This is a genomic window from Rhizobacter sp. (assembly GCA_019635355.1).
Lineage (GTDB): Bacteria > Pseudomonadota > Gammaproteobacteria > Burkholderiales > Burkholderiaceae_C > Rhizobacter.
The window spans coordinates 4,926,117-4,952,572 of the sequence record JAHBZQ010000001.1 but is presented as its reverse complement, the minus strand read 5'-3'; the positions used below and the strand labels follow the sequence as shown (position 1 = coordinate 4,952,572).

22 protein-coding genes are annotated in these 26,456 nt (G+C 69.5%); 11 read left to right on the top strand and 11 right to left on the bottom strand.

Annotated features, from left to right (window positions below; translation table 11 throughout):
• Positions 1-7: 7 nt before the first annotated feature.
• The 3 genes from tssM to KF892_22995 are packed head-to-tail and all read left to right on the top strand — an operon-like array spanning position 8 to position 5,576.
• A complete protein-coding gene (tssM, locus tag KF892_23005; protein ID MBX3627897.1) occupies positions 8-3,817 on the top strand; it encodes a type VI secretion system membrane subunit TssM in 3,810 nt (1,269 codons plus the stop codon).
• Positions 3,814-4,791 carry a type VI secretion system-associated protein TagF gene (gene tagF, locus KF892_23000; GenBank protein ID MBX3627896.1) on the top strand — a complete coding sequence of 326 codons (978 nt, stop codon included), beginning with the start codon at positions 3,814-3,816 and terminating at the stop codon, positions 4,789-4,791. The genes tssM and tagF overlap by 4 nt, the downstream gene beginning before the upstream one ends.
• A complete protein-coding gene (locus KF892_22995) occupies positions 4,788-5,576 on the top strand; it encodes an OmpA family protein (protein MBX3627895.1) in 789 nt (262 codons plus the stop codon). The genes tagF and KF892_22995 overlap by 4 nt, the downstream gene beginning before the upstream one ends.
• A 3-nt stretch (positions 5,577-5,579) precedes the next feature.
• Here KF892_22995 and tssA read toward each other — a convergent pair whose 3' ends face one another.
• A complete protein-coding gene (tssA, locus tag KF892_22990; protein MBX3627894.1) occupies positions 5,580-6,626 on the bottom strand; it encodes a type VI secretion system protein TssA in 1,047 nt (348 codons plus the stop codon).
• 48 nt (positions 6,627-6,674) lie between these two features.
• Here tssA and KF892_22985 point away from each other — a divergent pair, with 48 nt between their 5' ends.
• Genes KF892_22985 through KF892_22975 form a run of 3 tightly spaced genes read left to right on the top strand, consistent with a single transcriptional unit; the run spans position 6,675 to position 9,003 of the window.
• A complete protein-coding gene (locus KF892_22985) occupies positions 6,675-7,631 on the top strand; it encodes an MBL fold metallo-hydrolase (protein MBX3627893.1) in 957 nt (318 codons plus the stop codon).
• Positions 7,628-8,419, top strand: coding sequence for an SDR family oxidoreductase (locus KF892_22980; protein ID MBX3627892.1), 792 nt, complete (start codon positions 7,628-7,630; stop codon positions 8,417-8,419). The genes KF892_22985 and KF892_22980 overlap by 4 nt, the downstream gene beginning before the upstream one ends.
• Before the next feature lie 11 nt (positions 8,420-8,430).
• A complete protein-coding gene (locus KF892_22975; GenBank protein MBX3627891.1) occupies positions 8,431-9,003 on the top strand; it encodes a TMEM165/GDT1 family protein in 573 nt (190 codons plus the stop codon).
• Between the two features lie 3 nt (positions 9,004-9,006).
• On the opposite strand, the gene KF892_22970 is transcribed toward KF892_22975, so the two are convergent.
• Together KF892_22970 and KF892_22965 are read right to left on the bottom strand one after the other, a co-directional pair.
• Positions 9,007-10,257, bottom strand: a complete 1,251-nt coding sequence (locus KF892_22970; GenBank protein MBX3627890.1) for an MFS transporter — start codon at positions 10,255-10,257, stop codon at positions 9,007-9,009.
• Entirely contained in the window at positions 10,247-10,714 is a 468-nt protein-coding gene (locus KF892_22965) for a winged helix-turn-helix transcriptional regulator (GenBank protein ID MBX3627889.1), read from the bottom strand. Before KF892_22965 ends, KF892_22970 begins: the two co-directional genes overlap by 11 nt.
• A gap of 51 nt (positions 10,715-10,765) precedes the next feature.
• Between KF892_22965 and KF892_22960 the strand changes: the two genes are divergently transcribed.
• Positions 10,766-11,308 (top strand): PaaI family thioesterase, encoded by a 543-nt coding sequence (locus tag KF892_22960; protein MBX3627888.1) that lies wholly within the window; start codon positions 10,766-10,768, stop codon positions 11,306-11,308.
• 83 nt (positions 11,309-11,391) lie between these two features.
• Positions 11,392-11,778, top strand: a complete 387-nt coding sequence (gene gloA, locus KF892_22955; protein ID MBX3627887.1) for a lactoylglutathione lyase — start codon at positions 11,392-11,394, stop codon at positions 11,776-11,778.
• A gap of 14 nt (positions 11,779-11,792) precedes the next feature.
• Here gloA and KF892_22950 read toward each other — a convergent pair whose 3' ends face one another.
• The 4 genes from KF892_22950 to KF892_22935 all read right to left on the bottom strand — a co-directional run bounded on the left by KF892_22950 (position 11,793) and on the right by KF892_22935 (position 17,394).
• Positions 11,793-12,650, bottom strand: a complete 858-nt coding sequence (locus tag KF892_22950; protein MBX3627886.1) for a DUF2167 domain-containing protein — start codon at positions 12,648-12,650, stop codon at positions 11,793-11,795.
• A 115-nt stretch (positions 12,651-12,765) separates the two neighbouring features.
• Positions 12,766-13,392: a bifunctional 4-hydroxy-2-oxoglutarate aldolase/2-dehydro-3-deoxy-phosphogluconate aldolase gene (eda, locus tag KF892_22945; protein MBX3627885.1), complete on the bottom strand. Its 627-nt coding sequence runs from the start codon at positions 13,390-13,392 to the stop codon at positions 12,766-12,768.
• 27 nt (positions 13,393-13,419) lie between these two features.
• Complete coding sequence (edd, locus tag KF892_22940; protein MBX3627884.1) at positions 13,420-15,234, bottom strand: phosphogluconate dehydratase; 1,815 nt, start codon at positions 15,232-15,234, stop codon at positions 13,420-13,422.
• A gap of 81 nt (positions 15,235-15,315) precedes the next feature.
• Positions 15,316-17,394, bottom strand: coding sequence for an AsmA family protein (locus tag KF892_22935; protein MBX3627883.1), 2,079 nt, complete (start codon positions 17,392-17,394; stop codon positions 15,316-15,318).
• Positions 17,395-17,580: 186 nt separating this feature from the next.
• On the opposite strand from KF892_22935, the gene KF892_22930 reads away from it, so the two are divergent.
• Both KF892_22930 and KF892_22925 read left to right on the top strand, forming a co-directional pair.
• On the top strand, positions 17,581-18,501 hold the full coding sequence (locus KF892_22930; protein ID MBX3627882.1) for a hypothetical protein: 921 nt from the start codon (positions 17,581-17,583) through the stop codon (positions 18,499-18,501).
• A 6-nt stretch (positions 18,502-18,507) separates the two neighbouring features.
• On the top strand, positions 18,508-19,122 hold the full coding sequence (locus KF892_22925) for a gamma-glutamylcyclotransferase (protein ID MBX3627881.1): 615 nt from the start codon (positions 18,508-18,510) through the stop codon (positions 19,120-19,122).
• Between the two features lie 69 nt (positions 19,123-19,191).
• Here the strand turns inward: KF892_22925 and KF892_22920 are convergent, their stop codons facing one another.
• From KF892_22920 to KF892_22910, 3 genes are all read right to left on the bottom strand, one after another.
• Positions 19,192-19,815 carry a nucleotidyltransferase family protein gene (locus KF892_22920; protein MBX3627880.1) on the bottom strand — a complete coding sequence of 208 codons (624 nt, stop codon included), beginning with the start codon at positions 19,813-19,815 and terminating at the stop codon, positions 19,192-19,194.
• Between the two features lie 155 nt (positions 19,816-19,970).
• Positions 19,971-22,253 carry a xanthine dehydrogenase family protein molybdopterin-binding subunit gene (locus tag KF892_22915; protein ID MBX3627879.1) on the bottom strand — a complete coding sequence of 761 codons (2,283 nt, stop codon included), beginning with the start codon at positions 22,251-22,253 and terminating at the stop codon, positions 19,971-19,973.
• Positions 22,204-22,662 carry a (2Fe-2S)-binding protein gene (locus tag KF892_22910; protein MBX3627878.1) on the bottom strand — a complete coding sequence of 153 codons (459 nt, stop codon included), beginning with the start codon at positions 22,660-22,662 and terminating at the stop codon, positions 22,204-22,206. The genes KF892_22915 and KF892_22910 overlap by 50 nt, the downstream gene beginning before the upstream one ends.
• A gap of 72 nt (positions 22,663-22,734) precedes the next feature.
• Here KF892_22910 and pdxH point away from each other — a divergent pair, with 72 nt between their 5' ends.
• Positions 22,735-23,376 (top strand): pyridoxamine 5'-phosphate oxidase, encoded by a 642-nt coding sequence (gene pdxH, locus KF892_22905; protein MBX3627877.1) that lies wholly within the window; start codon positions 22,735-22,737, stop codon positions 23,374-23,376.
• 7 nt (positions 23,377-23,383) lie between these two features.
• On the opposite strand, the gene KF892_22900 is transcribed toward pdxH, so the two are convergent.
• Complete coding sequence (locus tag KF892_22900) at positions 23,384-26,416, bottom strand: PAS domain-containing protein (protein ID MBX3627876.1); 3,033 nt, start codon at positions 26,414-26,416, stop codon at positions 23,384-23,386.
• Positions 26,417-26,456 lie beyond the last annotated feature (40 nt).

The window sequence follows — 26,456 nt, the reverse complement described above, 5'->3', positions numbered from 1 at the left end:
ATTTCCCATGCAACGAATCTGGTCGTTCCTCCTGGACACACGCACGCTCGCCGTGATCGGCGTGCTGGCGCTGGCCGCCCTGCTCTTCCTCAGTGCCAACGCGCTGAAAGTCGGCGCGCTGTGGGCGGTGGCCATCCTCGTGACGCTGCTCGTCGTGTGGTTCATCGTGTGGGCCGTGCGGCGCTGGCGTGCAGCGCGTGCCTCGAAGAACCTCGAAGCCGCGATGGAGGCCGAAGCCGAGCGCGCCGTGAAGTCCGCGAGCACGAAGGAAAGCCGCGCCGAGATGGAGGCCGTGCGCCAGCGCATGCAAGAGGCGGTCAAGACCATCAAGACCTCCAAGCTCGGCCTGACTTCGGGTTCGGCGGCACTGTACGAGCTGCCCTGGTATGCGGTGATCGGCAACCCGGCCGCCGGCAAGAGCACGGCCATCGTGCGCTCGGGCCTCAACTTCCCCTTCTCCGACAAAACGTCATCGGTGATCCAGGGCATCGGCGGCACACGCAACTGCGACTGGTTCTTCACCACCGAAGGCATCCTGCTCGACACCGCCGGCCGCTACTCGGTGCACCAGGAAGACCGTGACGAATGGCTCGGCTTCCTCTCGCTCTTGAAGCGCAACCGCCCGAAGGCGCCGCTCAACGGGGTGATCATCGCGGCGAGCCTCGCCGAGCTTTCGAACAACAAGCCCGAATTCGCGATCACGCTCGCCAAGCAGCTGCGCCAGCGTGTGCAAGAGCTGACCGAGAAGCTCGAAGTCTTCGCGCCCGTCTACGTGGTCTTCACCAAGGCCGACCTGATCTCGGGCTTTGCCGAATTCTTCGAAGACCGCGACCGCGACGAGCGCGAGCGGGTGTGGGGCGCCACCCTGCCCTACGACACCGCCACCAAGGCCGACGTGGTGGCAAGTTTCGACAAGCACTTCGACGAGTTGAATGACGGCCTGAAGGAAGCCTCGACGGTGCGCATGTCGATGCACCGCGGCGAGAAACTGCCGCCCGGCGTGCTGACCTTCCCGCTCGAGTTCTCGTCGCTGAAGGCGCCGCTGCGCACCTTCATCACCACGCTCTTCGAAGACAACCCGTACCAGTTCCGCCCGATCTTCCGCGGCTTCTATTTCACGAGCGCGGTGCAGGAAGGCCAGTCCACCGGCCGCGCGAGCCAGCGTGTGGCCGAGCGCTTCGGGCTCTCGCCCGCGGTGGGCACCGCACCCACCGCTGCAGTGGTGGCGCAAAACGGTTTCTTCCTGCGCGACCTTTTCTCCAAGGTCGTCTTCGCCGACGCCAACCTCGTCAAGCAGTACACCAGCCGCAACAAGCTGCGCTGGCGTTATGCCGCGTTCTTCGGTGGCGCGCTGCTGCTGGGCGCCATGCTCGCCGGCTGGACGTGGTCGTATGTGGGCAACCGCCAGCTCGTGGCCAACGTGCAGGCCGACCTCAACAAGGCGATCAAGCTGCAGGAAGGCCGCATCGACCTGCAGTCGAGACTCGAAGCGCTCGAGATCGTGCAAGACCGCGTCGACCAGCTGCAGCGCTACCGCGAAGAGCGCCCGTGGACCCTCGCGCTCGGCCTCTACCAGGGCGAGGCGCTCGAAGCCAAGATGCGAGCGGTCTACTTGTCGGGCCTGCAGGAAGTGCTGCTCAAGCCCACCGCAGGGGCGATTGCGGCTTACCTCGGCGAGGTGAACGCCAACGCCGCGCAACTGCAACCGCTCGGCCGCTCAGCCGACAGCAGCAACGCCGCGCGGCCTGCCACCACACCCGAGCCGATGGGCTTCTACTCCGCCGCCTCGAGCACCAACGTCTCCGACGCCTACAACGCACTCAAGACCTACATCATGCTGGGCGACCGCACCCGCATGGAAACCGGCCACCTCGGCGACCAGCTCACCCGCTTCTGGCGCGGCTGGCTCGAAGCCAACCGCGGGTCGATGCCGCGCGAGCAGCTGATCCGCTCGGCCGAACGCATCCTCTCCTTCGCGCTCACGCAGGTCTCGGCACCCGACTTCCCCGCCACGCAGACCAACCTCGCGCTGCTCGACACCACGCGCGAGAACCTGCGCCGCGTCGTCAAGGGCATGCCGGCACGCGAGCGCGTGTACGCCGAAGTGAAGGCGCGAGCCGCCACCCGTTTCCCGCCGATGACGGTGGCCCGCCTGATCGACGAAGCCGACCGCGAGATCGTGGCCGGCAGCTACGCCATCTCGGGGGCCTTCACCCGCGAAGCGTGGGACGGCTTCATCGAAGACGCCTTCAAGGAAGCCTCGCTCAAGGAAACGCGTGCCGACGACTGGGTGCTCAAGACCGCGACGCAAGACGACCTCACGCTCGAAGGCAGCCCTGAGCAGATCCGCAAGGCGCTGGTGCAGCTCTACAAGACCGAATACGTGCAGGAGTGGCAGAAGTTCCTGCAGGGCGTGACGGTGAAGGAGTTCGGCAGCTTCGAGCAGGCGGTGATCCGCATGAACCGCCTGGGCGACCCGGCGGCCTCACCCGTCGGCAAGCTCATCACCGCGCTCTACGACCAGACCTCGTGGGACAACCCGGGCATCCTCAACGACAAGCTGGCCAAGGGGCAGAAGGGCTTCGTCGACTGGTTCAAGCGCTCCATCCTGCGCATGTCGCCGAGCCCGGTGGAAGTGAAGCTCGACGTGACCACCGGCCAGGCGGCCATCCCGATGGGGCCGATCGGCAAGGAGTTCGCCGGTCTCACGCGCCTGATGGTCGAGCGTGACAGCAACCCGGCTTTGATCCGCAACTACCTGCAGTCGCTGTCGAAGGTCCGCACGCGCTTCAACCAGATCAAGAACCAGGGCGACGCCGGCCCGGCCAGCCGCCAGCTGATGCAGCAGACGCTCGAAGGCAGCTCCGAGCTCAGCGAAGCGCTCAAGCTCGTCGACGAGCAGATGCTCGCCGGCCAGACCGATGCCGCCAAGGCCACGCTGCGCCCGCTGCTCGTGCGCCCGCTGATCCAGTCTTACGCGGTCATCGTGCCGGCGGCCGAGAACGAGATCAACCGCATCTGGGCCGCGCAGGTGCACGAGCCGTTCCAGCGCACGCTGGCGGGCAAGTACCCGTTCGACAAGGCTTCGCGCCTGGAGGCCACGGCCGGCGAGATGACCAAGCTCTTCGGGCCCGATGGTGGCGTCGCCAAGTTCAGCGAGCAGGCGCTGGGCGCGCTCGTCGTGCGCCGCGGCGACATCATCACGCCGCGCACCTGGGCTGACATCGGCCTGCGCCTGCGGCCCGAGTTCGCGACTGGCTTCCCGGTGTGGGTGGCGCCGGTCGCTGGCGGCGGGGCTGGCAGCGGCGGTGCGGCAGGGGGTGGCTCGGGCGGCGGCAACGAAGCCCAGACCAATTTCCAGATGCTGCCCACGCCCGTGCCGGGCCTCGCCGAATACACCATCGAGGTCGACGGCCAGCAGCTGCGCTACCGCAACGCCATCGCCAGCTGGACCAACTTCGTCTGGCCCGGCCAGGGCACGCCGGGCGTGAAGATCACCGGTGTCACCACCGATGGCCGCACCGTCGAGTTCCTCAACGAGCCGGGCGGCTACGGTCTCGAGAAGATGATCAACAAGGCGCGCCGCCGCAAGATCGACAGCAACGTCTTCGAACTCTCGTGGCCCAACGCCAACCTGGCCGTGACGGTGCAGCTGCGCCTGATCGCCAGCGCCGCCGTCGGCTCGCCGAATGCGGCCGGCGCGGCCGACACCCCCAGCGCCTCGGGCGGCCTGAAGGGCGTGCAGCTGCCGCCGCTGGTGGCCGGCCTCGCGCCTGCCGTGCCCGCGTCTGCACCCTTGACGGGAGGCCGGCCATGAGCGGAGCCGCCCAGGCGCTCTACTTCGGCAAGCTGCCGTCGCGCGGCGATTTCGTGCGCTCGAGCGCGGGCTCGGCGCTCATCCACAGCATCGACCACTGGATGTCGCAGACGCTCGAGCTGCTGGCCGAAGACACCCGCTGGAAGATCGTCTACGACGCCGCCTCGCCGGTGCACTTCGCCATCCTCGGCACGCAGAGCAATGCCGGCCTGGTGGGGCACATGGTGGCCAGCCAGGATGCCTCAGGCCGCCGCTTCCCCTTCGTGCTGGCCGCGTCGTTCGAAGTCGACGAGCCGCTGCAGTTCCTGCCCTACAGCCCGCAGGCACTCAGCCCGCTGTGGGGCCGGCTCGACACGCAGGTGCGCGTGGCCCAGCAGGCCACCGACTTCGCCGAGGTGCAGGAGCAGCTGCTCGGCCCGCTGGAGCTGGAACGCGAAACCAACGCGCTGCGTCAGTCGTACAAGGCCTTCGCGCAACAGATCACGATCGAGCGCCTCGAAGCGGCACTCATGCCGCCGGGCGCTGCGCCGATCTCGTTCCGCCAAACGGCGCTGGCCCTCGGCCTGCTCCTGCAGCCGGTGCTGTCGCAAGGCCATGCCGACCTCAACAAGGGCCTGCTGCTGCCACTGCCGCGCGACCCGATGCAGCTGCCGCACGTGCTCACGATGTGGGTCGACCTGATCAGCCGCTTCTTTGCGCGCACCTCGGCCGAGACCGCCATCTTCGTCACCATGCATGGCGCGCAGCCGGTGCTGGTGATGGGCTTCCACGGCGCGTCGCCGCTCACGCTGCGCTCGGTGATCGACAGCGAGGCGAGCCGCAACGACAACGTCAGCGTGACGGAAGCCGAGTGGGTGGAAGACTGGATCGGCTCCGACTACGGCCTGCGCAAGCTCTCCAACCACCTGCGCGACCCCTCGCTGTCTCTCGCGGCAGCGGTCGACATGTTCCGCGAAACCTTCCTCGGGGAATGAGCATGAGCCTCCCGTCCTTCATGAAACGCGTGCTGCCCCTGGTGGCCTTGATGGCAGCCGCCATGCCGGCTGCAGCCGAGACCGCTGCGGCACCGAACCAGGTCGTCGTCGCCGGCACCGTGCCCGACGAAGCCACCCGCAACGCCATCCTCGCCCGCGTGCGCGAGATCTACGGTGCCGAGCGTGTGGTCGACCAGCTCGGCGTGGGCCAGGTCGTGGCACCTCCCAACTGGAGTGGCTACGTGCAGAAGATCGTCTCGCCCAACCTCAAGCAGGTGTCGCGCGGCCAGCTCGTGATCAACGGCAACAACATCGAGCTCAAGGGCGAGGTGGGCAACGAAGCACAGCGCCAGCAGCTCGCCGCCGACATGGCCACGGCGCTGAACCCGACCTACGCGGTGCGCAACGCGCTGCGCGTGGCGGCGCAGGAGCAGTCGGTGCTCGACGCGACGCTCGCCAACCGCATCATCGAGTTCGAAGCCGGCAGCAGCGTGCTGCGCCCGGCTGGCCGCACCATCCTCGACGAGATGGCGGCGGCGCTCCTGAAGATGGGCGGCAAGAAGGTCGAGGTGATCGGCCACACCGATTCGCAAGGCGCTCGCGACACCAACATCGTGCTCTCGCTCGCGCGGGCCGATGCGGTGCGCAGCTACCTCGCCGGCAAGGGCGTGCCGCCCTCGCTCATCACCACTTCGGGGTCGGGCCCGGATCGGCCCGTGGCTGCGAACGACACGCCGGAAGGGCGTGCGCGCAACCGGCGCATCGAGTTCCGGGTGAGCCAGTAAGGCTTAAGAGTTCTCGTCCCGGGCCGGCTGCACGCCCAGGAGTTCTTCCACGTGGGCCAGCGCGCCCGCGTCCTTGAGCACGGCGCGCAGCCACAGGTGCAGCGGCATGTCGCCCCACTGCACCGCCTTCTCGGCGAGGTAGGCCACGGGGCTGTGCGGCTCGGTGGCGCGGAAGAAGCTCGCCACCTCGCGCAGTTGTGCCAGCGCCTGCTCGCGCGTGCGCAGGGGCCCGCCGGTGGCAGCGCCCGCAGCAGCCGCGTCGGCGGTGACCTTGGCCGCACCGGCGCCCACATCGGACACCGCAGCGCCCGAGATCGCGCCCGCTTCTCGCGACAGGCGCTGCAGCTCGTGCAGCGCCGAAGCCAACGCCTCGCGCGCCGACACAAAGCTGGGCCCATCGGCCCCGAGCTTTGCGTCGACCAGGCCCTGCAAGCCGTTCAGCAGCTGCTGGCTGGCTTCGAGCGCCGCCAATGAGGCGCGCAGGTCGTCTTTCGGGGTTTCGCGCAAGGCGCGGTTGAACTTGTCGAGCGTCAGCGCTTCAGGCGGCAGCGGCTTCTCGGGCGTGGGCTGCAGCGCACGCGCGGCGAACATCTGCTGCAGCGAGTACACGCCGGTGCGGCCGCGCGTGATCGGCGCCACGGTCGACAGCGCCCCGATGCGCCCGAGGAACCAGCGCAGGTTGCCGATGCGCTGCTCCTGGTCGCCGTCTTCCGGCTGCGGGTAGAAGTCGTCCCAATAGCGCTCGCACAGCCCGCCGCACAGTTCCAGACCCTGTCGCAGCCCGACGTAACCCTGCGTCAAGGTGGCGGCCTCGGCCCACCACATCGCGAGCCGCAGGTCCTTGGACTTGCTGCGCAGCAGCTCGCTGCAGCGGTCGAGCACGCCGGGCCAGTCGGCCATCTTCAGGCTCGTGACCCATTCGCCCTGGTCGAGCGTCGGGTCGTCTTCGCGGCGCATCTCGGCGATCTGGTCGAACTCGGCCGAGAACGACAGGTCTTCGCCACACGGGGCCGAGTCGGAAATCGGCTGCAGGAGCTCGTCGGTGTTCATGGGCAGGCAGTGTAGCGGTGGGCTTTTGCGCGCTGCCTAGAATGAATCATGACCGCCACACCCTCGTTGGGGGGCCCTGCGCCCCACGGCATCCACACCGTCGACACCGGCTTCCACCGCCCGAATTTCGACGCCGCCTACCTGATGGTGGAAGACGGCCGCGCCGCTTTCATCGACACCGGCACCACGCACAGCGTGCCGCGCCTGCTGGCGGCACTGTCGGCCGCGGGCTTGGCGCCGGAAGACGCCGACTGGGTGATCGTCACCCACGTGCACCTCGACCACGCAGGCGGCGCCGGTGCGCTGATGCAAGCGCTGCCCAAGGCCCGGCTCCTCGTGCACCCGCGCGGCGAGCGGCACATGGTCGACCCGAGCGCGCTGATCGCGGGGGCCAGCGAGGTGTACGGTGCCGACGAAGTGACGCGCGCCTACGGCACCATCGCGCCGATCCCGAAGGAGCGGGTCGTCACGAGCCACGACGGCATGGCGGTGCAGTTGGCGGGCCGCACCCTCACGCTGCTCGACACCCCCGGCCACGCGAAGCATCACCACTGCATCTGGGACGAGCGCAGCCAGAGCTTCTTCACCGGCGACACCTTCGGCCTCTCGTACCGCGAGTTCGACACCGCGCGCGGGCCCTGGCTGCTGCCGACGACCACGCCGGTGCACTTCGACCCGCCCGTGCTCAAGGCCTCGGTGCAGCGGCTGCTCTCGTACCAGCCCGAGTCGATGTTCCTCACCCACTATGGCCGCGTGCAAGACGTCGCCGCACTCGGCGCCACCCTGCTGGAGCAGATCGACGAGCTGGTGCAACTGGCGTTGCCGCTGCGCGACGCGCCCGACCGCCATGCGCAGCTGAAGCATGCGCTGAGCGCCACCTACCTGAAGCGCGTGCACGCACACGGTTGCACGCTGGCCGATGACGAGGTGCTGCACCTGCTCGCCAACGACATCGAACTCAACGCCCAGGGCATCGCCGTCTGGCTTGCGGGAGACAAACGATGAACTCACAGGTGAATTTCGCGCTGAACGACCACGTCGTCATCGTCACGGGTGCCTCGCGGGGCATCGGCGCCGCGTGTGCCGAGCGCCTGTCACAAGACGGCGCCGCCATCGCGCTGTGGGACGTGGACGATGCACGCGGCCAGGCCCTCGCCGCCTCGCTCACCGCCCAAGGCCGCCAGGCGCACTACGTGCACTGCAACGTGGCCTCGAAAGCCGAGGTCGACGCGGCCATCGGCAACACGCTCGCGACCTTCGGCCGCATCACCGGCCTCGTCAACAACGCCGGCATCTTCAAGGCCGCCGACTTCCTCGACATCACCGAGGCCGACTGGGACGCCGTGCTCGACGTCAACCTCAAGGGCGCCTTCCTCGTCGGCCAGGCGGCAGCACGCGAGATGGTGAAGACGGGCGGCGGCGCCATCGTCAACATGAGCTCGGTCAACGGCGTGATGGCCATTCCCACCATCGCCAGTTACAACGTGAGCAAGGGCGGCATCAACCAGCTCACGCGCGTGATGGCGCTCTCGCTCGCCGACCGCGGGGTGCGCGTCAACGCCGTCGCCCCCGGCACCATCGCCACCGAGCTGGCACGCAACGCGGTGCTCGGCAGTGAAGAAGCGAAGCAGCGCATCATGAGCCGCACGCCGATGAAGCGCCTCGGCGAGCCGGCCGAGATCGCCGACGTGACCGCCTTCCTGCTCAGCAACGCGTCTAGCTACATGACGGGCGAGATCGTCTTCGTCGACGGTGGACGCATGACGCTCAACTACACCGTTCCCACGGCCTGACCCTTTTCCTGATGACCTTCGAAGCTTTCTGGGTGTCGACCGGCGTCGTCGCCCTCGGCGAGATCGGCGACAAGACCCAGCTCCTCGCCCTGCTGCTTGCGGCCCGCTACCGCAAGCCCGTGCCCATCGTGCTGGGCATCCTCGTCGCGACGCTGGCCAACCATGCGGCCGCCGCCGCGCTCGGCGCGTGGCTGCAAACGCTCGTCAACCCGCAATGGATGCGCTGGGTGCTCGGTGCGTCGTTCCTCGCCGTGGCGGTGTGGATGCTCATTCCCGACAAGGCCGACGACGGCGAGACCGCGAGCGCCGGCCGCTGGGGGGTGTTCGGCGTGACGGTGGTGGCCTTCTTCCTCGCCGAGATGGGCGACAAGACGCAGATCGCCACCGTGATGCTGGCCGCGCGTTTCGACTCGCTGATCTGGGTCACGGCCGGCACCACGCTCGGCATGATGCTGGCCAATGTGCCGGCGGTGCTCTTCGGCGAGCGTGCAGTCAGGTTTGTGCCGATGGCGTGGGTGCACGCCATCGCCGCGCTGGTGTTCGCGGTGATTGGCGTGCTGATCCTGCTCGGCGTGGGAGCCTGAACCTCAGGCCTTCGCCGGCTGCGCGGCCGGCACGGCCGAGGCTTCGCGGATCGGCAGGTGGATGAGCGCCGCGCCCACGGCGAGCACGATGTCGGCATACCACATCCAGTTGTAGCTGCCGGTCCACTCAAACGACTTGCCGCCGAAATACGCGCCCAGGAAGCCGCCGATCTGGTGCGCGAGCATCACCAGCCCGAAGAGCGTGGCCATGTGCGCCGGGCCGAAGAACTTGGCGACGAGACCGGCGGTGGGCGGCACGGTCGACAGGTAGGTGACGCCGATCACCGCCGCGAACACCAGCAGCGTGAACTCGGTCTTCGGTGCCAGCAGGAACACGAGCACCGCCACCGCCCGCGTCGCATACACCAGCGACAACAGCGACTTCATGCGCCAGCGCCCGCCCTGGAACGACACCGCCCAGCCCATTGCCACGCTGCCCACGATGTTGAAGAGGCCGATGATGCCCAGCGCCCAGGCGCCGAGCGATGCCGGCAGCTGGCACGAGGCCACCACGCCCGGGAGGTGCGTCGCGATGAAGGCGACGTGGAAGCCGCAGACGAAGAAACCGGCGCACAGCATCAGGTAGCTCGGGTTGTGCACCGCGCGGCCGATGGCTTCACGGGTCGTCTCCTTCTTGAGCGGCGCGGCACCGGCCGCCGCTGCGGCCTGCTGGGCCGTGCCCCGCAGCACCCACGCCGCAGGCAGCGCCAGCAGCGTGATGAAGGCCAGGCTTTGCAGAGCGACCACCCAGCTCGCCGCCGCGGTGATGGCCTGCGCGAGCGGCGCGAAGAGGAACTGCCCGAACGAGCCCCCCGCGTTCACGATGCCCGAGGCCATGCCGCGCTTCTCGGGCGGCACCAGCCGGGTGGTCGCGGCCATCAGCACCGCGGGGCCGGCCATGCCGGCGCCGCCCGCCGAGAGCACGCCGATCGCGAGGATCAACCCCGCCGTCGTCGTCATGAAGGGCACGAGCGCGGTGCCGATGGCGATCAGCACCACCCCCACCACCAGCACCCGCCCGGCACCCACCCGGTCGGCCACCATGCCGGCAAACGGCTGCGTGAGCCCCCACCACAGCTGGCCGAAGGCAAACGCGAGGCTGATGCTCGCAAGGCCCAGGCCGGTGTGCGTGTTGAGGGTGTTGAGGAAGAGGCCCATCGACTGGCGCGCCCCCATCGTCAACGAGAACGTGCCGGCCGCGGCCAGCAGCACGAGCCACAGCGCCAGGCGGCGGGTGTTCTGTTCATTCGTCATCACTTGCATCCTCTTCATCGGCGCCGAGCAGCGCCAGGCTGTCTTCGATCAACTGGTGCAGCTGCGCCACGCGCTCTGCACCCAGGGTGTCGTTGAGGTTCTGCTGAGCCTGCTTCCACAGGCGCTGCGCTTCGGCACGCTTGGCGCGGCCCGCTTCGGTGAGCGAGACGAGCCGCGTGCGCGCATCGGGCCCCGGGCCAAGCTCGACCCAGCCCTGCGCGACCAGCGGCTGCAGGTTGCGCGAGAGCGTGGAGACGTCGAGGTTCATCTTGGCCGCGAGGTCCGACGGGCGCACTGGCTCCAGCCCACCGATGTGAGAGAGCAGCGAGTACTGCGTGGTTTTGAGGCCGGCCGCGGCCACCGCCGCGTCGTAGCGCCGGCTCACCGTGCGGGTGATCTGGCGCAGCTTGAAGTTGGTGCAGCCGCGTGGGGCCGCGGCTTGTGTCTTGGCTATCATTCAGATCATTGTAGCTACAATATTTGTATATGCAACTTCATGGAGGGCCTCATGGCCGACACGCCCACCCCTGAACAGACCCTCGCCGCCTGGGAGGCCGACGAAGCCGCGGTGCGCGCCCGCCGCAGCGCGCTCGGCGTGATCCGCCCCGAGCAGGTGGCGGGCAAGGCCGGCATCGAGGTGTTCAACGCGATGTTCTCGGGCGAGCTGCCGCAGCCGCACATCGGCGAGACGCTCGACTTCCTGCCGGTGTTCGTGGAGCCCGGTCGGGCCATCTTCCAGGGCCGCCCGCGACGTGCGCACTACAACCCGCTGGGCACGGTGCACGGCGGCTGGTTTGCCACGCTGCTCGACTCGTGCGTGGCCTGCGCCATCCACGCCTCACTGCCCGTGGGCAAGACCTACACGACGGTCGAACTGAAGATCAACATCGTGCGGGCACTGACCGAACACGTGCCGCTCGTGCGAGCCGAAGGCCAGGTGATTCACCTCGGGCGCAGCATGGGCACCGCCGAGGGCCGCCTCTACGGCCACGACGGCAAGCTGTACGCTCACGCCTCGACCACCTGTTTCATCATGGACGCCAAGGGCTGAAAATGAATCGACCCCAAGCTCACTTCGTTCGCGGCCCCCAAGGGGCGCGTCAGTCCCTCCGGGCGGCCGAGCAGAACTGACCCATGCGAATCCTCCACACCATGCTGCGCGTCGGCAACCTGCAGCGCTCGATCGACTTCTACACGAAGGTGATGGGCATGCAGCTGCTGCGCACCACTGATCGTCCCGAGCAGCAGTACTCGCTCGCCTTCCTCGGCTACGGCCACAACCCCGAGCACGCCGAGATCGAGCTCACCTACAACTACGGCGTCGAGAAGTACGAGCTCGGCACGGCCTACGGCCACATCGCCATCGAGGTGCCCGATGCCTATGCAGCCTGCGACAAGATCCGCGCGAACGGCGGGGCCGTCACGCGCGAAGCCGGGCCGGTGAAGGGTGGCAACACGGTGATCGCCTTCATCACCGACCCCGATGGCTACAAGGTCGAGTTGATCGAACGCAAGCCCTGAGCGCGGGCTGGATCTCAGGCGCTCTTGCGCTTGAAAAGCTTGGCGATGGCACCGCCGAACAACAGCACGCCCACCGCGAGGATCTTCCAGAACTTGGCGAAGAGCAGCCCGATCGTCGCCAGCAGGCCGACCTTCTTCGCCACGCCGCCCGCCACCAGCGCGGCCAGGCCGTAGGCGGCCACCTTGTCGGTGGAGGCCGAGAAATCTTCGTAGCGCTTGCCCTCGTTGAAGCGGGCGGCCGCCAGCAGCGTGCTTGCATGCGGCTGCGCGGCGGCGAGCGCCTGCGGATCGGTCATCAGGTTCATCTCGATGTAACCCTCGCGGCCCAGCACATAGGTCTTGTAGTTGACCGACTCACCGCGCTGCGCGCCATCCACCGATTCCGCCCGCATGCCCCACGCCAGCTGGTGCTTGGTGGCATCGTAGGTGGGCTTCTGTACCCAGTCGATCACGTGCAGCTCGCCGCCGCCCAGCTTCTTGCGCTCTGCATTCGACGCTTCGGTGCCTTCCTTGACCGACTTGAAGAGTTCGTCCGCGTTCCAGCTCTTCGCGTCTTCGTCCTTGACGTAGCCCTCGGGGCGGAAGCGCAGCGACACGGCCCAGGTTTCCTTCTCGCTCTCGCTGAGCACCATGCCGAGCAGCTCGTGCGGCCCCGGGTTGCCCCAGTAGGTGAGCAAGGCGCCGGCATCGCGCTCGTTGAGGTACACGTAGCCGGCCGGCAGCTTGAGCGTGCCCTGGTCGCCGAGTGTGATGGTCTTGGGACCGTGTTCGGCCTTCAGCTGCGGCGGCTCGGTGGCCTGCGCAGGAGTGGCCGCAACAGCCCAGGCGCACAGCAGCGCCAGCGCGCCAAGCGCGCGATGAATCGACGACATGAATTTCCCCCGTTGGATTTGAAGTAGGTCTGTGCCCGCGGGAGAACTCCGCGGGAACGGTCATCCTAGCGGCCGCACAAGCGGCCGTCTTCGCCCGGCCGGGGGAATCGGAGGATCACGCGGCGCGCAGGGCCTGCGCCTCCCGCGCCAGCTGCGTGATGCGCGCCCAGTCGCGCGCCGCCACGGCGGCAGCCGGCGTGAGCCACGAGCCGCCGCACACGGGCACGTTGGGCAGCGCGAGGAACTGCGGCGCTGTCTCGGGCGTGATGCCGCCGGTCGGGCAGAACCTCACGTCGGCGAAGGGCCCGGCCAGCGCCTTGAGCATCGGGATGCCACCCGCCGCGGTGGCCGGGAAGAACTTGAGAAAGTCGTAGCCGTCGAGGTTGGCCTGCATCACTTCGCTGCCGGTGGCCACGCCGGGCAGGAGCGGCAGGCCGATCTCGCGGCAGGCCTGGCCGACGAGGCTCAGGTAACCCGGGCTCACGGCGAATTTGCAGCCGGCGCTCAGCGCCGCCTTCGCATCACCGACGTTGCGCACCGTGCCGGCACCGACGATGGCCTCGGGCACCTTCTTCGCAATCGCCTCCATCGCGGCCAGCGCGACCGGCGTGCGCAGCGTCACCTCCAGCACCTTCACGCCGCCGGCCACCAGGGCTTCGGCGAGGGGCACGGCGTCTTCCAGACGGTCGATGACGATGACCGGGATCACCGGGCCGTGGGTGGCGAGTTCGAGTGTGTTCATGGTGGGGTGCTGGTGGTCAAAGCCAGTTCAAAGCCAGGTGATGGCGCCTTCTTCGGCGCTGCGCACGTTGCGGCGCATGCCGCCGAAGAGTTCGCGGCCGAGGCCGTGGGCGTTGTCGGCACGGCGCTGCTCGCTCATCGTGGCGAGCTCGCGCTGGGCCCAGGTGGGCGCGTCGACCAATGCCTCGAGCGTGCCGGCCACGGCGTCGAGGCGGATCACGTCACCGTCGCGCACCTTCGCGAGCGGCCCGCCCGCCATCGCTTCCGGGCTCACGTGGATGGCCGCGGGCACCTTGCCCGAGGCCCCGCTCATGCGGCCATCGGTCACGAGCGCCACCTTGAAGCCCTGCCCCTGCAGCACGCCCAGCGGCGGCGTGAGCTTGTGCAGCTCGGGCATGCCGTTGGCCTGCGGCCCCTGGAAGCGCACCACCGCCACGAAGTCGCGCTGCAACGAGCCGGCCTTGAAGGCGGCGAGCAGCGACTCCTGGTCGTCGAACACGATGGCCGGCGCTTCGATCACATGGTTGGCTTCGGGCACGGCCGAGACCTTGATCACCGCGCGGCCCAGGTTGCCGTCGAGCAGCTTGAGGCCGCCCGTGGGGCTGAAGGGGTCGCTCGCGCGGCGCACGATGAGGTCGTCGCCGCTCGCCTCGGGCAGGTCGCGCCACACCAGGCGCTCGCCGTCCATCGCGGGCACGCGGGTGTAGTCGCGCAGGCCGCCGGCGGTGGTGGTCATCACGTCGCCGTGCAGCAGGCCGGCGTCGAGCAGCTCGCGCAGCACGAAACCCGGGCCACCGGCCGCCTGGAACTGGTTCACGTCGGCACTGCCGTTGGGGTACACGCGTGCCAGCAACGGCACCACGTGCGACAGCTCGGAGAAATCGCTCCAGTCGATGAGGATGCCCGCCGCGCGGGCCACCGCCACCCAGTGGATCAGGTGGTTGGTGGAGCCCCCCGTGGCGAGCAGGGCGACGAGCGCGTTGACGATCACCCGCTCGTCGACCACACGGCCGATCGGCGTGCGGCGCTCGCCGCGTGAAATCTCGAGGACCTGCCGCACCGCCTGGCGCGTGAGCTGCTCGCGCAGGCCTTCGTGCGGGTGGATGAAGGCCGTGCCGGGCACGTGCAGACCCATCGCTTCCATCAGCATCTGGTTGCTGTTGGCCGTGCCGTAGAAGGTGCAGGTGCCGGGGCCGTGGTACGCGGCCGATTCGGCCTTGAGCAGCTCCTCGCGGCCCACGAGGCCTTGCGCGAACTGCTCGCGCACCTTGGCCTTGTCGCTGTTCGACAAGCCACTCGTCATCGGCCCCGCCGGCACGAAGACGCACGGCAGGTGCCCGAAGTGCAAGGCGCCGATGAGCAGGCCGGGCACGATCTTGTCGCACACGCCGAGCAGCAGGGCCGCGTCGAACACATCGTGCGTGAGCGACACCGCGGTGCTCATCGCGATGGTGTCGCGCGAGAAGAGGCTCAACTCCATGCCGGGCAGGCCCTGCGTGACACCGTCGCACATGGCGGGCACGCCACCGGCCACCTGCGCGGTGGCGCCGCGGCGATGCGCTTCATCGCGGATCAGGTCGGGGTAGGTGGCCAGCGGCTGGTGCGCCGACAGCATGTCGTTGTAGGCGTTGACGATGCCGATGTTGGGCGCACGCTCGGCCACGATGCGCAGCTTGTCGGAGGCCGGCATGGCGGCGAAGGCGTGGGCGACGTTCGCGCAGCCCATGCGGTCGGCGCCGCGGGGGCGGGAACCCCAGGCCTCCACGCGCTTCAGGTAGGCGGTGCGCAGCGGGGCGCTGCGCTCGCGGATGCGTTGGGTGACGGCGAGGACGGCTGGTTTCATGGGAGCGGACGACTTGTAACCTGGTGCGCGATTATCAGGTAACCAAATTACAAGTCAACGCGGCCGATGCGCGTGCCGTGGTTACTGGCCCTTCTTCTTGTCGGCAGGAGACCGGCCCTCGCGGGCCGCCTCTCGGGCGCGGGCGACGAGCTGGTTGCAGCTGTCGCTGCCGTCGTCTTCGCCCTTGTCGAAAAGCGGCAGCAACGCGGCCACCGGGTTCACCAGCGCCAGCAGCGCGGCGCCGGCCACCCGGCGCGCAAGCGGGGCCTTCTCGATCGACACCTTGGGTGCGTTGAACGCCCCCTTCACCTGCACCGGCGTGCGCAGCGCAAGCGGGCTGAAGTCCTTGGGCGCCACGGTGGCCTTGAGGTCGAGCGCCTCGTCTTTCATCGAGATGCTGCCTTCGGCCCACACGGTCGAGTCGGGTGTGTCGACCACGAAGGTGCGCGTGGTCAGCACGCCCTTCTCGGCCTGGAGGTCGGCGAGCGCGCAGCTCACGGGCAGCGGTTCGTCGCCCTTCACGAACACACCCAGCGCCTGCGCCAGGTCGAGGCCCGCGGCTTCGACGATGAGGTGCGAGACCTGCCCCTGGCGCACAGTGGTGGCCACGCTGCCATCGAGGCTGCCGAGGATCTGCGCCGTCGAGCGCCCCCGCCCTTCGAGCTTGGCGTGCCCGACGAGCTTGCCGCTGACGAAGGGCGGCTTGTCATCGGCGCGCTTCTGCTTGAGCCACTGCTCGAGCTTCACGCCCGACCAGCGCAGGTCGGCGTTCCAGAGGGCCACGTCGCGTGTGCCGTCGAGCGCGACGTTGCCGCGCACGCTGCCGTCGGCGGTGGTGGCCACGAGCTCGTCGAGGCGCAGCTTGCCGTCTTTCAAGGTGAGGTGCGTCTTCAGCGGCTGCAGCGGCAGCGCGAAAAGCGCGCCCAGCTCGACGCGCTCGAAGGCCATCTGCACGTCGGCGTTCATGACGCGCAGCGAGGGCAGGTCAAATTCCTTGTCGGGCAGCACGCGCGCGGCCGGCGGCGCCTTTGTTTTCGCCGGCGGGGCCGGTGCGGCACCGGGCTCGCCGCCGATGGTGGGTGCGAGGTCGGCCAGCAGCAGTCGCGGGCTCGTCACCTTCCCCGACAGCAGCGGCACGCGGGGGTTCATGTCGTAGGTGAAGTCACCCTTGAGCCTGGTGGCGCCCACGGTGGCGTCGTGCGCCGCCACCTTCCAGACCTTGCCGTCCTTGTGAATGCGGCCGGCCAGCACGAAGGCACCGGTGGTCGGCAAGGTGACGCCGAGCGGGTCGCCCGCCGCCGCAAGCGACGGGCCGCTCACGCGGAACGTGCCGGTCAGGTCGGACAGCTTGAAGAGGTCGGTCACCGTGCCGTTGAAGCTCAGGCTCGCCTGGTTGGCCTTGAGCTCCAGCACCACCGGCACCGAGGGCGCACCGGAGTCGCTGCGCAGCAGGGGCGTGACCCCCGCCGTGCGCAGCTTGGCCGAGAGCTTCGCCGGGCCATACGTGCCTTCGGCGCTGGCGATGAGTCCGCGCAGCGCCACCGGCAGGGGTTGCGAGCCTTGTGTTGGAGGCGGCTGCACACCGGCTTCGCCTTCGGCCAGCGCGAGCTTGGCGACGATGTCGGCCTTCAACGGCTCATCGACATACGTGAGCTGCCCTTCGTTGACGCGCAGCTCGCGCACGGTCGGGAAGACCTTGGGCTGCCCCTCCTTTTCCTCCTTGGGCTTTTGCAGGCCACCAAACACCCACGACGCACGCCCATCGGCCCGGCGTTCGGCATGCACCACCAGGTGGTCGGCGCGCAGCAGGTCGATGTCGAGCGGCGCACCCTTCTTCGCGCGCCACAGGTCGCCATACGACAGGTGCATCTGCGCATTGCGCGCCTGCAGGAAAAACGGGCGGTGGCTCCATGCGGGCGCACCGATCTGCAGGTGCGGCACCGCGACCCTGAGGCCGCCGAAGAAGCGCACCGTGGCACGCGAGCTGTCATTGCCGAGCTGCACCTCGCGCTCGAGCGTGCGGCTCAGCGCGCGCTCCACCGGCTTGGCGAGGAAGGGCCAGCCGGCCCATTCGCAGGCGGCCACGCCGACGACGAGCGCGCCCAACACGGCCGCTGCCACGGCCCAGCCTTTGCTGATGCGCCGTGGGGATGAGGTCATCGCGTCGCTCCGGGTGGTGGGTTGCCAGCACCTTAGGCCCGTGGCCTCGCGGGTCGTATCGGCACCGGCCGGCAGTGGCTGTGGGGCATGTCCTACGGGGCGTGCCACGTGCAATGGCACACACCCGCGGTCGCAACGGCGCTAGTAGACTGGCCCGGTCCCGCTGCGAGCACCTGTCGAGCCTCCATGCCCGAACGCGCTGATTCCCCGGCCAGCCCTTCCGCCACGAGCCCATCGCCTTCAGGCGTGCGTTCGCTCGACCTCGCCGCCGTCGGCCTGGACGCACGCGACCGCGCGGTGCTCGTGTCCATGACCCGGCTGCTCGATGGCCAATCCGGCCTGCGCCTGCGCTGGGTGGAAGACGCCAACGACTGCACCACGCTCTTCGTGCCACACGACTGGTCGCAATACGTCGCCCCGCCACGCGTGCTGGTGCGCCTGACGCCACGCGGCACCAAGGCGGCCGACGCGCCGCGCGGCCTGGCGGTGAGCTCGCCCTTGCGTGTGGACGGCATGACCGAAGTGCTCGAAGCCGCCGCCGCGCTGTACGAGCTGTCGCGCGGCGCGGTGCAGCGCGAGCACGCCCGCATGGCCCTGCATGCGCTGCGCGACCTGCTGGTGGGTGCGCTGCTCGCCGGTGAACGCCGTCGCACCCTGCTGGGCGTGGGGGGCGGGCATGGGATGGTGGTCGACTTCCGCACCGGGGAGATCACGAGTTCGCTGCCGCTGGCCGAGCTGCTGCAGCGGCCGCTGCAGCTCGCTGAGCCACAGCGCGCGCCGGACACGACGACGTGGACCGGCGAGCGCCACACGCTGCAGGTCTCGACCCTGCTGTGGGGGCTGACGCACACGCTCGTCGACCAGGGTGTGTCGCCGCGCACGATCAACGGCCGCTACCGGCTCACCAGCGCCCCCGAGCCTGCCGCCCTCACCCGCCCGAGCGCACCGCGGCTGGTGGCCGCGTGGACGCAGCGTGCGATGGGCGTGGGCGAAGCCGCGGCGGCGGCCGGCTTGTCGGCATTCGAGATCCTGTGGTTCCTGAGCACCGCGCTGGCGCTCGGGATCGCCGTGCCTGCGGGCGAAGCCGAGGCCACTGCCACCCGCTGATCCGGCATGAGCCTCGCCCCGCCCCTGCGCCCCCTGTCACCCGAGCGCGAACCGGCTCACCTGCTCGCGCAGGTGCATGCGGCCTGGGGCGGGCAGAGCGACTTGTGGGTGTTCGGCTACGCCTCGCTGATCTGGCGGCCCGAGTTCGAGTCGGTCGAGCAGCGACAGGCTCGGGTGCACGGATGGCACCGGGCGCTAGAGATGCAGTCGCGCATCAACCGCGGCACGCCCGAGCGGCCGGGGCTTGTGTTCGCCCTGGTGGGCGGTGGCTCCTGCCGCGGCATGGTCTACCGCATCGCCCGCGACCGGGTGGAAGACGAGCTGCCGCGCCTGTGGGCCCGCGAGATGCCCAACAGCGTCTACGACCCACGCTGGCTGCCCTGCCAGACGGCCAGCGGCCCGGTCACGGCGCTCGGCTTCACGCTCAGCCGCGAGAGCCCCAACTACACCGGCCCGCTGGACGATGAGCACCTGGTGAAGGTGCTGCGCCACGCCAGCGGCCGATACGGCACCACCCTCGCGTATGTGCTGGAGACGGCGCAGGCGCTGCGGGCGCACGGCATCCGCGACCGGGCCATCGAGCGTGTCGTGGCGCTGGCGCGGACGCACTCACTGGCGTAGTCCGGCGCCGGGCCGCCCCAAGCCGGACGGCGCCCCTCGGGGGCAGGAGCGCAGCGACTGGGGGGCTTGTCAGCGCGCCTCGCGGAACTGCATCTCGCGCTGCGCGACCCGCACACGATCGAGGTCGTCTTCGGTGTCGACGTCGAGCAGCACGCCCGGGTCGTCGACCTCCACCCCCATCGCCGGGTAGCGGGCCAGCAGGCGGCGGGCGCCTTCGTCACCGGTGAGCATCACCAGCTCCGAATACAGCTCGGCGGAAAAGCCCACCGGGTGCCCGCGCAGGCCACGGTGCTGCGCGTAGGCGATCGCATTACCGTCCAGTTCGTCGGCCACCTGGCGCAACGTCGAGGTCTGGATCATCGGCATGTCGGCCGGCAGGATGAGCCAGCCCGAGGCATCGGAGCGCGCCGCCACCCCGGCCGCAATGGAGTAGCCCATGCCCAGCGCCTGAGCGGCGGGCGAGCCGGCCGGCGGCAGCACCACCATGTCGCGCGTGGCCACGTGGCGGCTGACCATCTCGGCGAGCGGCTCGGTGGTGACCACCAGCACCGGCATCTGCGTGGCCAGCGCGTTCGAGATCGTCGTGGCCAGCACGGTCGACGCACCCAGCGTCTGCACGAGCTTGTGGTGCAGGCCGCGAAAACGCGAGCCGCGGCCTGCTGCCAACACCACCACTGCCGGCCGTGACTTCATTCGGCCTACTCCCCGATGTGGCGGCTCCACTGCGGGCCGCCTGTCATCAAGAATCGGATTTCGGGCCTTCAAACGATAGTGGGGGCTTCACTTAAGGCCTTCCCCGTAAGGCATTTTGAGTAAGACCACCACCCTTCAGCAGCCCCATACAAGCCTCATACAAATTCAAACGGCAGTGCACGCATCGGCTTGCCGGTGAGGCGCGCCAGGGCGTTGGCGAACGCCGGTGCCAAAGGCGGCAGGCCGGGCTCGCCCATGCCGGTGGGGGGCTCGGTGCTCGGCACGATGTGCACCGAGATGGCCGGCATCTGCGGCATGCGGGCGACGGTGTAGTCGCCGAAGTTGCTCTGCTGCACGACGCCGTCTTTGAGCGTGATGGCGGCGCCCGGCAGGGTGGTGCCAAGCCCCATCAGCGCGGCGCCCTGCACCTGCGCCTCGATGGCCATCGGGTTGACCGCCGTGCCGCAGGCCACGCCCGCCGTGACCCGGTGCAAGGTAGGCTCGCCGTCGCGCATCGAGGCCTCCACCACGTAGGCGACCACCGAGCCGAAGGACTCGTGTACCGCCACACCGAAAGCATGGCCTTTGGGCAGCGTCTTGTGGCCGTAGCCCGACTTCTCGACCGCCAGCTCCAGCGCCGCCAGGTGGTGCTTGTGCTGGTCGCCCAGCAGCTGGCGGCGGTAGGCCACCGGGTCCTGCGCGGTGATGCGGGCGATCTCGTCGATGAGCGTCTCCATCACGAAGGCCGTGTGCGTGTGCCCCACCGAGCGCCACCAGAGCACCGGCACGTTGACCTTGGGGTGGTGGATCTGCAGCGACAGCGGCAGCTTGTAGGGCGTGTCGGCCACGCCCTCGACCATCACGCCGTCGACACCGTTCTTCACCATGAAGGCTTCGAACGGCGTGCCCATGAGGATCGACTGGCCGACGATGGTGTGGTTCCAGCCCAGCACTTGGCCCTTCTCGTCGAAGCCGATCTCGGCGCGGTGCACATGCGCCGGGCGGTAGTAGCCGCCCTTGATGTCGTCTTCACGGCTCCACACGATCTTGAGCGGGCCCGAGTTGCCCGCGAGCCGCCACGCATCGGCCACGCGTGCGGCCTCCACCAGGTAATCGGAACTCGGCACCGCGCGGCGCCCGAAGCCGCCGCCGGCCATGGCGGTGGTGAGCTGCACGTCTTGCGGCTTCAGCTTGAGCACGGCGGCCACCGCGCCCTGGTCGACGGTCTGGAATTGCGAGCCCGCGGTGATCTTGCAGCTGCGCCCGTCGAAATCGATCAGGCAGTTGAGCGGCTCCATCGGCGCGTGCGCGAGGTAGGGGAAGCTGAAGACCGCATTGATCTTGCGCGGCGCCGAGGCGATCTTCGAGGTGTCGGCCTCGCGCACCTTGATGCCGGGCTTGCCGGCCAGCTCGCGGTACTTCGCCAGCTGCGCCTGCGAATCGACCTTCTCGACCGCCGCACTGTTCCACACCACCTGCAGCGCATCGCGGCCCATCTTGGCGGGCCAGTAGCCTTCGGCGATCACCGCGAGGCCGGTCGCGCCGCGGTCGAGCACCACTTCCAACACCTCGACCACGCCCTTCACCGCACGCGCCTTGCTGGCATCGAAACTCACGAGCTTCGCGCCGAAGACGGGCGGGTGAAGCAGCAGCACGGTCTTCATGCCGGCGAGGTGCGCATCGATGCCGAACGCCTGCTGGCCGGTGGCCTTGGCCCGCGCATCGAGCCGTGGGGTGGGCTTGCCGATGAGCTTGAAGTCCTTCGCGTTCTTGAGCGTGACGGCCTCGGGCACGGGTTGCTTCATCGCGTCGGCCGCGAGCTCGCCGAAGCTGGCACGCTTGCCACCGGCCGACACCACGCCGTTCGACACGCGGCAGGCGGACGGTGCCACGCCGAAGCGTTGCGCCGCGGCGCCCACGAGCATCGCGCGGGTGCGCGCACCGAGCTGGCGGTACTGCTGCCACGAGCTGCGCACGGAGTTGGAGCCGCCGGTCATCTGGATGCCGAAGCCCGGGTCTTTGTAGGCATCGCCTGCGGGAGCCAGCTCGCCGCGCACCTTGGACCAGTCGGCGTCCATCTCCTCGGCCACGAGCATCGGCAGGCTCGTGATCACGCCCTGGCCGAACTCGAGGCGGTTGACGAGCACGGTGACGGTGCCGTCGGTGTCGATGCGCACGAAGGCCGTCGGCTGCTCGCTGGGCTTGAGCGACACCGCCTTGGCAGGCGCCGAGGCGGCCTGGGCCTCGGCCTCGTCGTGCGCGACGAAGAGGCCCAGGGCGAAGCCGGTGCCCGCACCGAGCTTCAGGAAATGGCGCCGGCCCACGGTGGCGGCCTGCTGCGCACCGAGACGCGACATGAGGTGGTCGTAGTTCATCTGTCGTGCCTCCTCACGCCAGCGACTGCGCGGCGTCTTTGATCGCGGCGCGGATGCGCGCATAGGTGCCGCAGCGGCAGATGTTGCCGGCCATCGCCGCGTCGATGTCGGCGTCGCTCGGGCGGCGCTTGGTCTTGAGCAGGCCGATGGCGCTCATGATCTGGCCGCTCTGGCAGTAGCCGCATTGCGCCACGTCGTGCTTGATCCAGGCGGCCTGCACCGCACGGCCGACCTTGTCGTCGGCCATCGCCTCGATGGTGGTGATCTTCTGCGTGCCCACGGCGGAGATCGGCGTCACGCAGCTGCGCGTGGGCTGGCCGTCGATGTGCACCGTGCAGGCGCCGCACAACGCCGCGCCGCAGCCGAACTTGGTGCCGGTGAGCTGCAGGTTGTCGCGCAGCGCCCACAGCACGGGGGTGGAAGGGTCGGCATCGACGTTCACCGTCTTGCCGTTGACGTTCATCGTGGTCATCGCAAGGCTTTCAAAAAACGAAGCGCGAGGGTATACCGCTTTGCGCTGGCCTGTGTTTTTATACTCAACTGCATGAGCACACAGAACATCGCCGACCTGCGAAAGAGCTACGAGCGAGCCGAGCTGGACGAAGCGGCGTCGCGCGAAGACCCGCTGGAGCAATTCGGTCTGTGGCTGCAGCAGGCGCTCGATGCGCAGGTGCCCGAGCCGAACGCGATGACGCTCGCCACCGTGGGCGAAGGCGGCCGGCCCTCGACGCGCATCGTGCTCATCAAGGGCTTCGATGCACGCGGCATCGTCTGGTACACCAACTACGAGAGCCGCAAGGGGCGGGAGCTGGCCTTGCATGCGCAGGCGGCGTTGCAGTTCCATTGGGTCGAGCTCGAGCGCGTGGTGCGCATCGAGGGCCGCGTGGAGAAGACGAGCGCCGAAGAGTCCGACGCGTACTTCAACTCGCGCCCGCTCGACAACCGCCTCGGCGCCTGGGCCTCGCCGCAGAGCCAGGTGATCTCGTCGCGCGCCGTGCTGGTGGCCAATGCGGCCAAGGCGGCGGCGCGCTATGCGCTCTCGCCGCCACGCCCGCCGCATTGGGGCGGCTTCCGGCTGGTGCCCGACACCTGGGAGTTCTGGCAGGGCCGCAAGTCGCGCCTGCACGACCGGCTGCGCTATCGCCTGGAGGGCACGAGCTGGGTGCGGGAGCGGCTCGCGCCCTGAGCCGTCGTCAGTGGGTCAAGTGCGATTGCGCCAGCCGCGTGAGGTTGCGCAGGAACGCATGGAAGTCGATCGGCTTCGTCCAGTAATCGTCGAAGCCCGCCTGCTTCGCCCGGTTCACGTCTTCGGGCATCGCATTGGCCGACAGGGCCACGATGGTCATGTCCGACAGCGTGGGCGCGGCCTTCAGCCGGCGCAGCACCTCGAAGCCGTCGATGTCGGGCAACTGCATGTCGACCAGCACCACATGAGGCACATCGGCCACCGCGCGGCTCACGCCTGACACGCCGTCGACGGCCACGCTCAGGCTCACGTCGGGCCGCAGCGCCACGAGTTCCTGCACGAGCACCACGTTGACGGGGTTGTCTTCGATGTAGAGCACGTTCAGGCGCGTGCTGCCCGCCGCGTCGCCATCGCCCAGGTCGGCGTGGAAGCCGGTGTGCACCTCGCGCTCCAGGGCCTCGGGCGCCCGTTCGGCGGGGAGCGTGACCTGGAATTCGCTGCCGCGGCCGGGCTCGCTCGTCACGGTCAGGTCGCCTCCCATCAGGCGCACGAGATGGTGCACGATGGCCAGGCCGATGCCGGTGCCGGGGATGGTGCCGCGCTCGGCGCCGAGGCGATTGAAGGGCTGGAAGAGCTGCGTGCACTGCTCGGCCGAGAGGCCGCGGCCGGTGTCGCGCACCGCGAGCGTCCACGCGGGCTGGTCGCGGTGGGTGGTGGCATGGCAGGCAATCCACACCTGGCCCTGCGACTTGTTGTACTTGATCGCGTTGCTGACGAGGTTGGACAGGATCTGTCGCACCCGCCTCGGGTCGGCGCGCACCCAACCGCGCATGGGCTGCGCATGGATCTGCACGGCCGCCTGCGAGGCCTGCAGCTGCGTCCACTGCAGCACGTCGTCGAGCGAGGCCTGCAGCGACACGGCCTCATAGGTGAGCGGCAAGGCGTCGGACTCGATGGTGGCGAGGTCGAGCACGTCGTCGATCAGCGCGAGCAGGTGCAGCCCGGCCGAGTGGATGCGGTCGACACGCTGGCGCTGCTGTGCGCTCAGGCGGTCGGCCACATCGTTGCCGAGCAGCTGCGCGAAGCCGAGCACCGCGTTGAGCGGCGTGCGCAGCTCGTGGCTCATGCGCGCGAGGAACTGGCTCTTGGCCGCGCTCGCCTGCACCGCCGCGGCCTTCTCGCGCAGGGCCTGCTCGGCGCGGCGGCGCTCGGTGATGTCCCAGGTCACGCCGAGCATCTTCTCGGGGTCACCGTGCACGTCGCGCTTCACCAGGCCGCGCGTGGCCAGCCAGCGGATGGACCCGTCGGGGAACACCACGCGGAATTCGTTCTCGTAGCTGTCGCCCTCCATCCCCGCCCGCGCCTTGTTGCGGTTGATGTTCTCCAGGTCGTCGGGGTGGTAGGCCGCGTAGCGCATGTCGTCGGGCGGCGTCTCGGGCCCGACGGGCAGGCCGCGCAGGCGGTACATCTGCGCGTCCCATTTGGCGCGGCCGGTGCGCAGGTCACGCTCCCAGGTGCCGATGCCGGCCGACTCGGTGGCCAGGCGCGCGCGCTCCTGCGTCTGCCGCAGCTCGGCCTGGGTGCGCTGCAGGTTGGTGATGTCGAGGTTGACGCCGAAGGCCAGCTCGCGGTTGCCGAGCACCTCGCGGCGCGACCACGAGGCCACCCAGCGCACCGCGCCGTTGGGCCGCACGATGCGGAACTCGGCATGCAGGCCTTGCGGCCCGGTGCCGATGACCGGCCGGTGGTGGCTCGCGATCTCGCGGTCTTCGGGGTGCACCAGCTGGTTGAGCCAGACATCGTTGCCCGGCGGCGGCTGGTCGCGCGGCACGCCGTAGAGCCGGTACATCTGCTCGTTCCACTCGATCTCGCGCGTCTCGAGGTCGACGCTCCAGATGCCCACGCCGGCGGCGTTGGTCACGCGGTCGATGCGCTGGGCGTAGGCCTGGGCCAGCTCGCGCTCGGCGATCTGCTCGGTCATGTCGATGGTCACGCCCGAGAGGCCGACCGCGTGGCCCCGGTCGTCGTACTCCGCCACACGACGGGTGTAGAGGTTGCGGTAGTGGCCGCTGCGATGGCGGTAGCGCGCCTCGACGTCGACCACGCCGCGGGTGCGGATCGCCTCTTCGGCGGCGGCCACCACCGCGGGCCGGTCGTCGGGGTGGATGAGATCGCGCAGCTGCTCGACGGTGAGCTTGTCGTTCGCCGGGTCGAGGCCGAGCATGGTGTAGCCCCAGTCGCTGAAGTAGACGCGCTGGTTGATGAGGTCGAGCCGCCACAGGGCCACGGCGGCGAGGTCGACCGCGCGCACCCACAGCGCCGCCGTGGCCTCGCTGGTGCGCAGGCGGTCGGCGATCTCGGTCTCGTCGATCAGTAGGCCGGTCATGCGCGCGGGCACACCGCGGGGGTCGGTCTCCACCTCGCACAGGGCGCGGATGTCTTTCACCGCGCCGCCTGGCGAGACGATGCGGTAGTGCGTCTCGTAGCGGCCCGCGGCCTGGGCGAAGCGTGTGTATTCGGCTTCGAGGCGCGCGCGGTCGTCGGGGTGCACCAGCTCGAGGTTGGCGTTGCGGGTCGGCATGCCCTGGGCGGGGTCGAGCCCGAGCAGCTCGAACATGTGGGCGTCCCAGCGGCTTTCGCCGGTGGCGAGGTCGTGTTCCCACGAGGCCATGCGGCCGAGGGTCTGCACCATGTCGAGCCGGCGGGTCAGGCGTTCGACGTCGCCCGCGGCCGGCTCCAGCCAGACGAGCCAGCCCGGCGCGAGCGCCACCGCGGTCCAGGTGAACTCGACGCCCGCACGCTCCATCGCCACGCGGCCCTGGCTCTGGCCCGCGTCGAGCCGCGCCCGCAAGGCGCTGGCGAGCGCCGGCCAGTGGTGCTCGGGCAAGCCCCGCTGCGCAGCCCACGCGGTGGCCGCGGGGTTGGGCTGCCAGCCGCCCTCATCGACGCGCTCATCGCCTCGCTCATGCGGCTGCCGCACTGCCGCAAGCCTCAGGGCGAGGCTGGGTGCGCGCCACCACAGTTGTTCAATGCCATCCATGCAAGACGCCGCGGCCGCGCGGGCGAGCGGCCGATCACAA